A 13,247-nucleotide genomic window follows, 5' to 3' on the forward strand; every position below is an offset into this window, starting at 1 on the left:
TTCGCCCTCCACCTGTGTTACACCTGCGGGAAAATCAGCTCCAGTGCCTGGAGTGAGTCTTCCCAGTCGGCGCGTTCAAAAATACCTTGTTGCAAAAACGCCTCCAGCTGCGGCCACAGGCTAATCGCTTTGTCGAGCATCGGGTCGCTGCCTTTGGCATACGCCCCCACGCTCACCAGATCGCGGTTGCGCTGGAAGCTGGAGAGGAGTTGTTTGAAGTTACGCACGCGGGCGTAGTGCTTCTCTGTGATCAATGCCGTCATTGCACGGCTGATTGATGCTTCGATATCAATTGCCGGGTAGTGACCGGCTTCGGCCAGACGGCGCGATAACACAATATGACCGTCGAGGATCGCACGCGCGGAGTCGGCAATCGGGTCCTGCTGGTCATCGCCTTCGGTCAGAACCGTATAAAAAGCGGTGATTGAGCCGCCGCCGCTGATGCCGTTTCCTGCACGTTCGACCAGCGCCGGGAGCTTGGCAAAGACCGAAGGCGGATAACCTTTGGTCGCCGGAGGTTCTCCGATGGCGAGAGCGATTTCACGCTGCGCCATCGCATAGCGGGTCAGGGAGTCCATAATCAGCAGCACGTGCTGGCCGCGGTCACGGAAATCTTCCGCGATACGGGTGGCATACGCAGCACCCTGCATACGCAGTAACGGTGAGACATCCGCCGGTGCGGCGATGACCACCGAGCGGGCACGGCCTTCTGCGCCGAGAATGTTTTCAATAAAGTCTTTTACTTCGCGACCACGTTCACCGATCAGACCCACGACGATGACATCGGCCTGGGTGTAGCGTGCCATCATGCCAAGCAGGACGGATTTGCCCACCCCTGAGCCGGCAAACAGGCCCATACGCTGCCCGCGGCCTACGGTCAGCAGGGCGTTAATCGGGCGCACGCCGGTGTCGAGGACATGTTCGATGGCGGTACGCTGAAGGGGGTTAAACGGCTGGGTGATCAGCGCGCCGGTTTCGGTGGTGTCCGGCGAGGGCAGGCCGTCCAGCGGTTTACCGCTTCCGTCCAGAACGCGGCCAAGCAGGGCAGGGCCAAGCGGGAGCTGTTTCCCGCTTTGCAGTCCATCGCCGCTGATGTTTTTCGCATACACGCGCGCACCGGGCAGAATACCTTCAACTTCTTCAAGGGGCATCAGGAACAGGCGTTGGCCGTTAAAACCGACGACTTCGCTCTCAACTTCACGCGTCTCTTGTCCATCCTGACGCTCAATCACGCAGGTGGCTCCCAGCGGAAGCTGCAGGCCAGTGGCTTCCAGCACCAGGCCGGTGGCACGCGTGAGTCGTCCGTAACGGCGAACGGACGGCAGCTGCGTCATCTTCGCTTCAAAATTATCGAGCGTGTTGAGCCAGCGGGTGAGGCGTGCAGTCATCAGACGACTCCCGGTGCTGCCAGGCGGCACAGTTCCTGCCAGCGGGTCGCAACGCTGGCATCCAGGTCGCCTTCATCGGCAGAGACCTTGCAGCCTCCGTGATGCAACGACGGGTCGCCGCGCAGACGCCAGCCGTGCAGGCTCAGCGTCGCGCCCAGACTCTCTTCCACGCGCTGGAGGTCGTCCGGATGCACGCGCAGCTGCGGTTTCCCACTGAACAGCGGCTCCTGCTGAAGCAGGCCCTGAATTTGTTTAATCAGCGCGGTGTTGTCCACCGCCGGCGCGTGGCCGATCACCTGACGGGCGGCTTCCAGCGCCATCTGCATCAGCCTTGAGGCAATGACGCTGTCCAGTGCATCCAGCGTGTGCTGAAACTCGCTGACCAGCTGCTGCATACGGGCGTGAAGCGGAGCCTGTTGCTGGCGCGCCTGTTCAATGCCGTGTTCTAACCCTTTGGCCAGACCTTCCTGATACCCCTGATCGTGGCCTTTCTGGCGTCCTTCGTTCAGGCCAGCCGTGTAGCCCTGCTCATGGGCCTGCATCTGCAACTGGGCCAGCATCTGCGCGCGCTGCTCTTCTTCGCTCAGCTCAGGCTGCTCGACGTCCGGGTCGCCCTCTTCGGGCGACAGCACGGCGGGTGTGAACTCTGACAGGGGAGGCGCCAGATCGTCGGGCGTCCAGCGCTTCCACGGCAGTTCATTAGACATAGGTGTCGTCTCCGCTGCCAATCACCATCTCGCCGGTTTCCGCCAGACGACGAACGATAAGCAGGATGGCTTTCTGTTCGTTTTCCACCTGAGACAGACGGACCGGGCCACGGTTGGCAAGGTCGTCGCGCAGGATATCTGCCGCACGCTGAGACATGTTGCGCAGGAACTTCTCGCGCAGCGGCTGCTCGGCACCTTTGAGGGCGATAAGCAGCGACTCGGAGTCCACTTCCTGGAGCAGGCGCTGGATGCTGCGATCGTCCACTTCGACCAGGTTTTCGAACAGGAACATCTCGTCGATAATTTTCTGTGCCAGCTCGCCGTCGAATTCGCGAACGGCGGTAATGACCGCTTCTTCCTGCTGCGTTTTCATCAGGTTGATGATCTCTGCCGCCGTTCTCACGCCGCCCATTTTGCTGCGCTTGAGGTTCTGGCCATCGAGCAGGTTGTTCAGCACTTCGGTCAGCTCCGCCAGCGCGGCTGGCTGGACACCACCGAAGGTCGCGATACGCAGCATCACATCGTGACGCAGGCGCTCTTCGAACAACGCCAGAATATCGGCCGCCTGGCCACGTTTGAGGTGGACAAGAATGGTGGCGATAATCTGCGGGTGCTCATCGCGGATAAGGTCGGCGGCACTCTGCGGTTCCATAAAGTTGAGCGTCTCGATACCGCTGGCGGTATCGCGCGTTTCCAGAATGTCTTCCAGCAGGCTGGCAGCACGCTCTTCGCCCAGCGCCTTGACCAGCACGGAGCGCAGATAGTCGTTGGCGTTGACGTTGAGCGCGGCAAACTGTTCGGCTTCCTGCTCAAATTCAGACAGCACTTCCGTCAGCTGTTTGTTAGAGATCTGGCGTACGTTTGCCATTGCCGCACTGAGAATCTGTACTTCGCGCTGGGAGAGGTGTTTGAACACCTCGGCCGCACGGTCTTCGCCAATGGTCATCAGCAGGATGACGCTTTTATCGGTGCCTGAAAGCGTGTTACTCATGTTCGTTACCCATCCACTGGCGGATGACCAGCGCCACGACGCGCGGATCGTTATCTGACATTTCGCGAATGCGCTGGCTCATGACCTCGGCGCCCATACGCTGGTTAGCACGGCGTTGCTGCATCTGTTCGTCTTTGCTGAGGCGAACTTCAACCGCATCTTCCACTTCCTGACGGGTACTGACCTGTTCGCGCGCCGCTTTTTCAGCTTCTGCACGACGCTGGAGCTGAGGACGAATGCCCTTACGCCACAGCAGCCACGCGACAATCAGAACCAGCAGCCAGCGACCTGCGGACAGCAGCTGATCGATAAACGCCTGCTGTTGCCAGAACGGCAGTTCGCCACCTGACTCTTCAACCGAGTTGAACGGTGAGTTCACCACGTTGAGCGTGTCGCCGCGCTTCTCGGAGTAACCCATCGCTTCACGGGTCAGGTCTTCAATCTGTTTCATCTGCTCAGCGGTCAACGGCAACGGCTTGCCATCCGCCAGCGTCTTGTAGTTCACCACCACCGCAACCGACAGACGCTGTACATCGCCCACGTTCAGTTTGGTGTGGCGGATAGTACGGTCCACTTCGTAGTTGGTGGTTTCGTTACGACTGCTGGTACGCGGACCGGCGGTGCTGGCTGTTGATGTGGTCTGCTGATTCGTTTGCTGACCGTTCTGCTGATTAGCCGGTGGCGTTGAGATTGGCGCCGCGTTAGCCGGTGCTGGCTGGTTAGACAGTGCGCCCGGCACACCGCCTGGGTATGCGCCGCCAACCTGTTCGTTTTCATTGACCTGACGAGAGCGCATTACCGCCTGAGCCGGGTTGCCATTCGGGCTGTATTGCTCTTCGGTCTGTTCTTTATTAGAGAAGTCAATCTGCGCGGTAACCTGCGCATGCACGTTGCTGTTACCCACGACCGGGCCAAGGATGGCTTCGATGCGACGCTGCACGCGACCTTCCACATCCGCGGCATATTTCAGCTGCGCGTCATTCAGATCGCGGCCTGCGGTATTGGACTGGGTCAGCAGATGACCACTTTGATCAACCAGCGTCACGTTACCCGGCGGGAGACCGGCAACGGCGCTGGAGACCAGATGGGTCACCGCGCTGATTTGTCCTTCATCCATTGCACGGCCAGGCTGGAGGTTAACGGTGACTGAGGCCGACGGGGATTTCTGCTCGCGGACAAACAGGGAGGGCTTAGGCATGGCCAGGTGCACACGGGCACTCTTCACCGGACCCAATGTTTCAATCGTACGGGCCAGCTCACCTTCCAGCGCACGCTGGTAGTTCACCTGCTCGCTGAACTGGCTGATACCGAATTTTTCCTGATCCAGCAGTTCAAAACCAACCGCACCGCCCTTTGGCAGTCCCTGTTGCGCCAGGCGCAGACGAAGTTCGTGCACCTTATCAGCCGGTACCTCCAGCGCACCGCCGTTATCCGCAAAGCGATAAGGGATGTTCATCTGGGTAAGCTGGGTGACGATAGCACCGCCATCCTGATCGGAAAGGTTACTGTAAAGCGTGCGGTAATCAGGGCTTTTCGCCCACAAGACCATCGCTACAAGGATCGCAATTGCGGCAGCGCCTGCCACGATCAACGGGATTTTAGGATTCGCGCGAAGGCGGTTCATCCACTCGAGTGATTTATTTTGTGGCGCTGTCGATGCTGTTGCACTCATTGCGCACCTCTTAAATCCTGGTGGTTTACGTTATTCGTGTAGAGAAACAAAACTGACTCCCGGGTCGGCAAACACGACAAAAGTTCCATATTGATGGCCCTGCCATTATTTGATGATTCAGGATTTTCTATGCGTCAAATAACCTGGTTTTTTCACGCTATTTACCGCCATTATCTTATTGACAAGCTGTTAGTCTTGACCCCGTAAAAAACCATTCAGGGGAGAGTCATGGCTATACAGGGTATTGAAGGGGTGATCAGTCAGTTGCAGGCAACGGCGATGACGGCCCGTAATCAGAATGTGGCAGAACAACCGAGCATCAGTTTTGCAGGACAACTGCACGCCGCGCTTGACCGTATCAGCGATACCCAGACCGCCGCACGTACTCAGGCGGAGAAGTTCACCCTCGGCGAGCCGGGCGTGGCACTGAATGATGTGATGACCGATTTGCAAAAAGCCTCGGTTTCCCTGCAGATGGGGATTCAGGTGCGTAATAAGCTTGTGTCTGCTTATCAGGAAGTGATGGGGATGCAGGTTTAAGTTATCTAACCTAATGCTATTTATAGTTAATTATTGCCCTCATACATGTTGTGGGGCATGGGCGGGGCAAAGCTAATGACATTTCGTTTTGGACAGGCGTCTCATCCGGTCATTTTTCGTCTTCCAGAGCTGGGCCCTCCCCGACACATATCATCAGTTTTGTTACGTCTTCATGATGCAAACATGTGTTTCACCTGGACTGGCCTGATAAAATGTAACTCCTTTATTTTACAGGGATAGAAAAGTGAAAAGTTTGTTTCTGTTTTTTTCTGCAATTTTACTGGCAGGTTGTTCCGCCAAATACAGCACAAATAATATTCAGGAGCGTACAGAATCCCTGTCAAAAGATGCTCCAGTTGCGATCTCTCAGCCAACTGACGGCGTATATGAAACACATACTTATTCTGGTTCTGGCAAAGCAACGGCGGATGCTGTAAAAGCGGCATTTTTGCGGTATTCAGATAATGTGACAGTTTTTAATGACTGTGATGATCTCGCATGTCTGAAAAACCGGCATACACTCAGCCGGGGATATTATGTGGTCCCACAGATACTGCACTGGGAGGATCGTGCAACTGAGTGGTCCGGCATTCCAGACAAGATTGAAGTGAAAATCACTGTTTATAATGCTGAATCTAATAATCGTGTTGCATCAACCATTATCAATGGCAAAAGCAAGTGGGCTACCTTCGGTGGCGATCACCCACAGGATTTGTTGCCAGAACCTGTAAGCGCGTTTATCTCGAGTCTGTATTAATTCTCCCTCAAACTGTCATATAAAACCCCGTCTCAACGGGGTTTTGACAGGCTTCAGTAAAGTCCTCATTCCTTATGTTAAGACCCGTCGATCTTCGCTGGCAGCCTAAGCGCTTTAATGCCACAATATTTTTTTCTTCGAATGCAGGAAAGATGATGAAAAAAATAGCAATTGCTGGCGCGCTGCTGGCACTGACCGGGTGCGTTCAGGTGGATAACTATCAGGAAGTGATCAAACACCCCGTCCCGGCGCATCTGGCAGGGTACTGGCAGTCAAAAGGGCCGCAGAGCAAAATGGTGAGCCCAGAGGCGATTGCCACGCTGGTGGTGACGGAGGAGGGCGATACGCTGGACTGCCGTCAGTGGCAGCGCGTGATCGCTGTACCGGGTAAAATCATGCTGCGTTCAAACAGTTATTATAACGTCACCCGCAAGCTGGATATTTATCCGCTGGAGCGCGATGGCTCTGTTCTTGAGTATGATGGTATGGAGCTACAGAAGGTCGATCGCCCGACGGTAGAGTGCGCAGATTATCTGAGCAAAAATCCGCTTGAGAGTAAACTTCCGTAGTGCATGTTGCCGGGTGGCAGCTTCGCCTGACCCGGCATTCAATTCACGTCAGATGCTTTTACAACTACAACGCATCCTCAATCACCCACACGCTGACGCTTCCACCTTTGCAGGTAAAGGTGCCTTCGCCATCCGCTGCGGTAGTGACCGTTTCTTCGCGATTGCCGAGAAAATCACGCCACGTTTTGTTGCCGTAGTTTTCACCCAGACAAATCACTTTCTCGCCGTCATCGCCATTCGACATCACCACCACACAGCCAGGATCGTCTTCGGTGCCGCTGCGGCTGAAGGCGATACAGTTTGGGTGATCGAAGAACAGCGTCTGCACACCGTGGGCAAAACGCTGGCGGGCGAGGATCAGCTCGTGAAGCTGCTCGATGACCGGCATATCAATATGGTAGGTTTCGCCGTCACCGCCCGTATCGTCATAGCTGGCACCGAATAAATCCGGATAAAAGACGCTGGGTACTCCGTTTTCACGCAGCAGGATCAGGGCATAGGCCAGCGGTTTAAACCACGCTTCAACCGGCGCTTCCAGTGCCTGCAAAGGCTGAGTGTCATGGTTGGCAACCAGAGTTACCGCATGGAACGGATCGGCTTCGACCAGGGTGCCGGTAAAGATTTGGCTCATGTCGTATTCCCGACCCTGGCGCGATGCTTCGTGGAATTTCATCTGCAGGGGGGCATCGAACAGCATCGTCTTGCCATCGACCTGGTCAATATAGGCCTGCAGTTTATCCACTTCGTGGGACCAGTATTCCGCCACGATAAACAACGGTTGCGTTGCAACTTCCTGAACGTGTTCAATCCACTCCTTATAAAACCAGGCGGGAATGTGTTTGACGGCGTCCAGACGAAAACCGTCACAGCCAGTTTGTTCCATGACCCAGCGGGCCCAGTATTTGATCTCCTCGGTGACGGCATGGTTGCGAAAATCAATGTTTTCGCCCATCAGGTAATCAAAATTACCCATCTCATCATCAACCTGGTCGTTCCAGCCTTCACCGGTGTAGTCGTTGACGATTTTAAAAATGCCGTCTTCATCGGGGTTTTCAATATGGTCGACGCCGCTGAAGCATTTGTAATCCCAGATAAACTGCGAATATTGCCCGGCACGGGCAGGGAAGGTGTAGCGTGTCCAGGCTTCACACTCAATGATCTCATCGTCGATCTGCGTGCGATCCTGTTCGTTGACGCGCTGAACGCGGACGGGTTCTTTCTCGTCCGCGCCCATTTTGTGGTTAACCACCACGTCAAGGAGGACGGCGATCTCATTACTTTTGAGTGCGTCGATGGCCTCCAGCAGCTGAGCTTTGTCACCGTACTTGGTGGCGACGCTGCCTTTCTGGTCAAACTCACCGAGGTCGAAGAGATCGTAAGTGTCGTATCCGACCGAGTACCCGCCGGATGCGCCTTTACAGGCTGGCGGCAACCAGATCATATTGATGCCGATTTCGTTAAGATTGGGGGCTAACGCCGTGACCTCTCGCCACAATTCACCGCCCGCAGGGTAATACCAGTGAAAACATTGTAACAGGGTGGGGTTTTTCATCGTCCGTGCTCCAGAAGCCGTTTGGCAGACTTCTGGAGTATGGATCAAGAATCGCTAATGTGAATTAATGATTCATCTCTCCGGGAAATAATATGTTGCCTGACAACTTCCCGTAGGTAACGTTAACGTTTTTTTGCTTGTTGGTTTGGGCAATAAGACCGCTCAACTCACTCATTCTTTCCTGCAACAAATCCTTGAGGAGGAGCTCATTCTGCAGCACCTGATTCAGTATCACCATCGCCTGATCCTGGATGTGTTTGCTGTCGGGCGGAAAAGGAGTCGTACTGATCTCTTCAACCAGCGAAACGTATGCAACCTCCTGTTCGATGAGCTCATCCCATTTCCCGGATTGAGCAAGGCTCAGCATTGTATTGCTAAGCGCATAAAGAGCATGCCACTTTTTAAGGGATAAGCTGGAGTCGTTCATTAAAGTTAATCCTGCTTGGGAGTATAACCCGGGCCGATTTGCTTCCAGGCGTCGGAAATATTGAGCAGCAGAGCCTCGACTTCGGTAATCGCCTCGATGTCATTGCGCAGATTGGCATGTAACAAACGGCGTACCATATAGTCGTAAAGCGCAGAAAGGTTGCGGGGGAGTTCTCCTCCCACATCCATATTTAACCCAGCCTTAAGGCCATTTTCGATAATATTAATGGCCTTAGACAGGGCCTCTCCTTTTGCCGGGATGTCCCCCTGCTCAAGGAAAAGGCGCGCCCGGATAAGCGCGCTATGGATACCGTCGAACAACATGACAACCAACTGGTGCGGGCTGGCACTCAAGACAGCAGATTCAAGACCTACCTGCTGATAGGCTTGTACACCAGATTTGCTATACATATCGTTTCCTTTCTTACTTACTGCTGAACTGTTGGGTCAAATAAGTGGCCGTGCCGTTGAATTTTGTGACCAGCTTATCTAAATCGTTAAATTGCTTTTTATAGCGCGCCATCGTGGCTTCAATCGTCAACTCCATCGCGTCATAACGTTTACCGATGGATTTGAGCGTGGCGTTAATACCGTCCTTCGCATTCTGAATAACGCCTTCTTTGCCGACAGACGTGCTCAGCATATCGGTTAGCTTGTTATTCATCTGGGTAGCGAAACCGGTCGTTTTCCCGTCACCCACAAAATAGGCCTGTACACCAGCCGGATCGTCCGTGAGGATCTTGGTTAATTTCTTATCATCAATTTTCAGGTTGCCAACCGCGCCGTCCGCGCCTTTGACCGGGTCCTGTGTGATGCCAAGTTGGGCCATAATGGCATAGGAACCGCTCTGCACATTGGTCAATAAAGCACGCAGATCGGATTGTACTCCGCGGATAGTACTGTCACCCATCAGTACGCCGTTATTCGAAGACTGGGCGGTTGCACCCACCGCAGGTGGCTCATATTTCGTCAATGAGGCAATGGTGGACTGCAGAGAGTTATAGGCAGTTACCCATTCTGTAATGGCTTTTTTGTTATCGTCTGTAGAGCGGGTTACGGTCAGGGTTTCATCGGCTGTGCTCTGTGCTTTCAGGGTTAATGTTACCCCTGGAATGGCGTCAGTGATGGTATTGGTCTGGCGGACAATCTGGATACCGTTGACGTTAACGACGGCATTTTGTGATTTTACCTGTTCGGTAAGTGCGCCACTGCCAATGATGCCTTTCAGCGTATCGTCGCCGGTCACTGTTACCGTCATATCAGAATCGGTACCGGTGGTTTTGGAGGTCAGCATCAGACGATAGTCGCCATCATCCGCTTTCACCACACTTGCCGAGACACTGCCGTTGGCAGCATTAATGGCTTTAGCGATCCCGTTCAGGGAGGTATCGCCATCGGCCAGGGTTACCGTCAGTGGTTTACTGTCAGCGCCTGCCTGGGTAATGGTAATGGTTCGGCTGTTGGTGCCCGTGGTGCCACCTAACTGCTTAGTATTGCTGTCGATAGTGCCTGGCGTGGTTGTCAGCACCTGGCCTTTAGCAATCTTGCTCACGTTGACTGTCACATCACCAACGTTAGCGCCGGAGGTACTGATAGCCGAAAATGCAGTATTGGTGCTGCTAATGGAGGTTGAGTTCCACGTATCTGTTTTTGCGAGCTTAGCAGCTGCGGTTTGCAGATTCGTCAGGGCGCTTTGTAATTTGCCGTAACCGGTAATCTGCGCGTCGTAGGTGGTTTTTTGCTTGGCAATAGCCGTCAATTTTGTTTCTTCTGCTGCCTGCAGCTTATCGTACAGATCTGACAGGCCGGGCATGCCCACCCCGAGATTACTGATAGTCGCCATGTAGTGTTCCTTCTTAATGGATGTTTCAGTCGTTTATCGGCCCGTTCGACGAAAAGTTTACGGCAAGCTTAAAAAATATATCGCTGAATAAGCGACCTAAATGACGCGTTTTAAATCAACAGGGTGCATGACGAAGAAATATACCGAAGAGAATAAGACGGTGATTTTTTGCGTTAATCTTTTATTCATCATGCACTCTGTAGCCGCTTTAGAGCAAAATAAATCTTTATAAAACAAATAATTAAATATTTTCTTCGATATTTTCTAAAGTCTGCTGTTCGAGCGTCGATAACCTTGTTGACGGTGAGAGACGCCGTGAGTGTTAGGCACCGACCCTAGAAACCATTTTTGAAGGAATTAAAATTATGGCAGTTATCAATACTAACCTGTTGTCCCTGACCACTCAGAACAACCTGAACAAATCTCAGTCTTCTCTGGGCACTGCTATCGAGCGTCTGTCCTCTGGTCTGCGTATCAACAGCGCGAAAGATGACGCTGCTGGCCAGGCGATTGCTAACCGCATGACCTCCCAGATTAAAGGTATGACCCAGGCGGCGCGTAACGCCAACGACGGCATCTCCCTGGTTCAGACTGCTGAAGGTAACCTGAACGAAATCAACACCAACTTACAGCGTATTCGTGAGCTGTCTGTTCAGGCTGCTACCGACACCAACGGTTCTTCTGACCTGACTTCCGTCAACACTGAAATTACTCAGCGTCTGGCTGAAATCGACCGTATCGCGGGCTCAGCTAACTTCAACGGTAAAAAACTGCTGGACGGCTCTGTATCTACCGCGCTGAAAATTCAGGTTGGTGCTGGTACTTCTGCTAACGACACCATCTCTGTAGACAGCAACGCGCTGATCAACGCGACCTCTGGTACCCTGAGCGCTGGTCTGAGCACTGCAATCTCCGATAACGCCTCTGCACAGGCTGTTATCTCTGCTGCTGATGCTGCAATCGCGAAAATTGATACCGCGCGTTCTAACATGGGTGCGATTCAGAACCGTTTTGAATCTACCATCAACAACCTGAACAACTCTATCAATAACCTGTCTGCTGCTCAGTCCCGTATCCAGGACGCTGACTACGCTACCGAAGTTTCCAACATGTCTCGCGCGCAGATCCTGCAGCAGGCTGGTACTTCTGTACTGTCTCAGGCAAACCAGGTTCCTCAGGCTATGCTGTCTCTGCTGCGTTAATCGCCGCGTCTGTTTCATAAAGGTTGCTGGAGACAGCAACCTTTTTTTTGCCCGCCAGACAATCTCCGAAATAAGCCATTATTACCGGGGGTGTTCCTTCCATTATCTCGAATATTCCCTTGTACGATGGGTAAGAATCGCAATCTTACTAAGAGAATCGGGATGAACAAGTTCGAGCGTACACGATCGCTGCATCAGTATTACCGTGATGAATTTTCACGGCTAATCTTTTTGCCAGAAACGGATGCATTGCCTGCGCATGTTGTAACCGAAATCCTGCACTATAAAAATTCTGATATTGCCACGCTCGAACCCCAGATCATGGACGCAACGACCGATCTGGATGCACAAAAAGAACTCGCTGTTAAGCGCATGCTGTGCGCGATCGCTGCAGCAAACGCCGCGTTTGATTTTAAAAACCAGGGCAAGCCAACACTCTTTTCGCAAGAGCTGAGTGAAACCATTACCGGTTGGGTCGTAGAGGCGCTTCAGCATGACGACAGCATAAATCTTCTGGTAGCGGGTATTCAGGTTTTCTTCCGTATTAACGAAATTGACGCCGCCTTATTCCTGATTTCAAACTACTACGCGGTGGTGAGTCCATCCCCAACCGTGATGAAAATATTGCTGTTAGTGTGCCTGATGGAAGATGATTTTAATCAGATGCAGACGCTTATCCAGCAGCTAACCGCCGATCCTGAACATATTGGTGAAGACGCGTTAACGATGCTAATGATCGTCACGGGGATTCATAAACTGGGTGGCTGCCCTGAAACGTTCATCGATTTCTCCGCCCTGAACATGCCTGATTATGAGCCTGATTTTTCGCACTACGAGTGGCTTCTTCCGGCAGAGGAAAACGGAAAAACAACGGTTCTGGTAGCGTGCGACAAACGCTATTACTTCGATCACGCCCTGACGCTGTTAGGTTCGATCTTCCATACCAACGGCGACCAGCTTAACGTTCACCTGCATCTTTATAACCCTGATGATGAGACAAAGGCGCACGTTCATTCGCTGCACCAGCATTTTCCGGGAATGGTGATATCGGCGACAGCCGAAAAGATTGCGCCCGTTTTTGGTATCAATGTCTGGTACGCCTCAAGACGTTTTGTTTTCCTCAGCTATGCACTGAGCGTGTTCACCTCTCCAGTTATTGTTCTTGATGCAGATTGTCTCGTTCGTAAGAACTGGGCCGATATTAAGCAACATCTTCCTGATAAGGAAATTGTCCTCTCTTACAGTAACGGCGCACCGCCATGGGAGCAGGTTCCCGCCGGCTTTGTCTATACGGCTCCGGGGACGCTTTCGCGTAAATACCTGTCGCTTGTTGCGACATTTATTGACTGGAATCTACGCCGCGGCAATGCGGAGTGGTTCCTCGACCAGGTCGCACTTTCTGTCGCGCTGGATGCACTGCCTGCGGTTGAGCAGATGGCCATTCATCGCGAGCCGCTGGAGAAACTGATCGATATTCGCTACACCGACGCCACGTTCAGCTGGACAGTGACCACGCAAAAATCAGGCGGCGAAGCGTACCAGAACTACAAAGCTGCGATGCAACAAACCTATTTTTGCTAACCACTGAACTCATGGAACT

At 53.2% G+C, this 13,247-nt stretch carries 13 protein-coding genes; 5 read left to right on the forward strand and 8 right to left on the reverse strand.

All coding sequences use genetic code 11. The features are described from left to right. Positions 1 to 17 precede the first annotated feature (17 nt). The 4 genes from fliI to fliF are packed head-to-tail and all read right to left on the reverse strand — an operon-like array spanning position 18 to position 4,758. Complete coding sequence (fliI, locus tag QRN24_RS08000) at positions 18 to 1,388, reverse strand: flagellar protein export ATPase FliI (protein WP_032678467.1); 1,371 nt, start codon at positions 1,386 to 1,388, stop codon at positions 18 to 20. Then, positions 1,388 to 2,095 (reverse strand): flagellar assembly protein FliH, encoded by a 708-nt coding sequence (fliH, locus tag QRN24_RS08005; RefSeq protein ID WP_032678466.1) that lies wholly within the window; start codon positions 2,093 to 2,095, stop codon positions 1,388 to 1,390. The genes fliI and fliH overlap by 1 nt, the downstream gene beginning before the upstream one ends. Beyond that, entirely contained in the window at positions 2,088 to 3,086 is a 999-nt protein-coding gene (fliG, locus tag QRN24_RS08010) for a flagellar motor switch protein FliG (RefSeq protein ID WP_014170730.1), read from the reverse strand. The genes fliH and fliG overlap by 8 nt, the downstream gene beginning before the upstream one ends. Beyond that, a complete protein-coding gene (gene fliF / locus QRN24_RS08015) occupies positions 3,079 to 4,758 on the reverse strand; it encodes a flagellar basal-body MS-ring/collar protein FliF (protein WP_014170729.1) in 1,680 nt (559 codons plus the stop codon). Before fliF ends, fliG begins: the two co-directional genes overlap by 8 nt. 228 nt (positions 4,759 to 4,986) lie before the next feature. Between fliF and fliE the strand changes: the two genes are divergently transcribed. From fliE to yedD, 3 genes are all read left to right on the forward strand, one after another. After that, a complete protein-coding gene (gene fliE / locus QRN24_RS08020; RefSeq protein WP_014170728.1) occupies positions 4,987 to 5,298 on the forward strand; it encodes a flagellar hook-basal body complex protein FliE in 312 nt (103 codons plus the stop codon). Positions 5,299 to 5,542: 244 nt separating this feature from the next. Continuing rightward, positions 5,543 to 6,055: a DUF4823 domain-containing protein gene (locus tag QRN24_RS08025; RefSeq protein WP_047955788.1), complete on the forward strand. Its 513-nt coding sequence runs from the start codon at positions 5,543 to 5,545 to the stop codon at positions 6,053 to 6,055. 155 nt (positions 6,056 to 6,210) lie between these two features. Beyond that, positions 6,211 to 6,624, forward strand: a complete 414-nt coding sequence (gene yedD / locus QRN24_RS08030; protein ID WP_284942603.1) for a lipoprotein YedD — start codon at positions 6,211 to 6,213, stop codon at positions 6,622 to 6,624. Positions 6,625 to 6,688: 64 nt separating this feature from the next. On the opposite strand, the gene amyA is transcribed toward yedD, so the two are convergent. From amyA to fliD, 4 genes are all read right to left on the reverse strand, one after another. Next, complete coding sequence (gene amyA / locus QRN24_RS08035; RefSeq protein ID WP_020883341.1) at positions 6,689 to 8,176, reverse strand: alpha-amylase; 1,488 nt, start codon at positions 8,174 to 8,176, stop codon at positions 6,689 to 6,691. A gap of 64 nt (positions 8,177 to 8,240) precedes the next feature. Continuing rightward, entirely contained in the window at positions 8,241 to 8,603 is a 363-nt protein-coding gene (fliT, locus tag QRN24_RS08040) for a flagella biosynthesis regulatory protein FliT (RefSeq protein WP_014170725.1), read from the reverse strand. Between the two features lie 5 nt (positions 8,604 to 8,608). Continuing rightward, positions 8,609 to 9,013, reverse strand: a complete 405-nt coding sequence (gene fliS / locus QRN24_RS08045; RefSeq protein ID WP_014170724.1) for a flagellar export chaperone FliS — start codon at positions 9,011 to 9,013, stop codon at positions 8,609 to 8,611. 13 nt (positions 9,014 to 9,026) lie between these two features. Then, positions 9,027 to 10,445 (reverse strand): flagellar filament capping protein FliD, encoded by a 1,419-nt coding sequence (gene fliD / locus QRN24_RS08050; protein ID WP_032680745.1) that lies wholly within the window; start codon positions 10,443 to 10,445, stop codon positions 9,027 to 9,029. A 365-nt stretch (positions 10,446 to 10,810) separates the two neighbouring features. Between fliD and QRN24_RS08055 the strand changes: the two genes are divergently transcribed. After that, on the forward strand, positions 10,811 to 11,647 hold the full coding sequence (locus QRN24_RS08055) for a flagellin N-terminal helical domain-containing protein (protein WP_284445072.1): 837 nt from the start codon (positions 10,811 to 10,813) through the stop codon (positions 11,645 to 11,647). 162 nt (positions 11,648 to 11,809) lie between these two features. Beyond that, the gene (locus tag QRN24_RS08060) at positions 11,810 to 13,228 is read left to right on the forward strand and encodes a hypothetical protein (protein ID WP_284942604.1); all 1,419 of its coding nucleotides are present in this window, start codon (positions 11,810 to 11,812) and stop codon (positions 13,226 to 13,228) included. Positions 13,229 to 13,247 lie beyond the last annotated feature (19 nt).

It is taken from the genome of Enterobacter sp. MEB024 (genome assembly GCF_030209635.1).
GTDB classification, from domain to species: domain Bacteria; phylum Pseudomonadota; class Gammaproteobacteria; order Enterobacterales; family Enterobacteriaceae; genus Enterobacter; species Enterobacter ludwigii.

Excerpts from the sequence above, each read along its gene's own strand:
- fliI (WP_032678467.1), bottom strand. The coding sequence starts at position 1,388 with ATGACTGCACGCCTCACCCGCTGGCTCAACACGCTCGATAATTTTGAA.
- fliH (WP_032678466.1), bottom strand. The coding sequence starts at position 2,095 with ATGTCTAATGAACTGCCGTGGAAGCGCTGGACGCCCGACGATCTGGCG.
- fliG (WP_014170730.1), bottom strand. The coding sequence starts at position 3,086 with ATGAGTAACACGCTTTCAGGCACCGATAAAAGCGTCATCCTGCTGATG.
- fliF (WP_014170729.1), bottom strand. The coding sequence starts at position 4,758 with ATGAGTGCAACAGCATCGACAGCGCCACAAAATAAATCACTCGAGTGG.
- fliE (WP_014170728.1), top strand. The coding sequence starts at position 4,987 with ATGGCTATACAGGGTATTGAAGGGGTGATCAGTCAGTTGCAGGCAACG.
- yedD (WP_284942603.1), top strand. The coding sequence starts at position 6,211 with ATGAAAAAAATAGCAATTGCTGGCGCGCTGCTGGCACTGACCGGGTGC.
- amyA (WP_020883341.1), bottom strand. The coding sequence starts at position 8,176 with ATGAAAAACCCCACCCTGTTACAATGTTTTCACTGGTATTACCCTGCG.
- fliT (WP_014170725.1), bottom strand. The coding sequence starts at position 8,603 with ATGAACGACTCCAGCTTATCCCTTAAAAAGTGGCATGCTCTTTATGCG.
- fliS (WP_014170724.1), bottom strand. The coding sequence starts at position 9,013 with ATGTATAGCAAATCTGGTGTACAAGCCTATCAGCAGGTAGGTCTTGAA.
- fliD (WP_032680745.1), bottom strand. The coding sequence starts at position 10,445 with ATGGCGACTATCAGTAATCTCGGGGTGGGCATGCCCGGCCTGTCAGAT.
- QRN24_RS08055 (WP_284445072.1), top strand. The coding sequence starts at position 10,811 with ATGGCAGTTATCAATACTAACCTGTTGTCCCTGACCACTCAGAACAAC.
- QRN24_RS08060 (WP_284942604.1), top strand. The coding sequence starts at position 11,810 with ATGAACAAGTTCGAGCGTACACGATCGCTGCATCAGTATTACCGTGAT.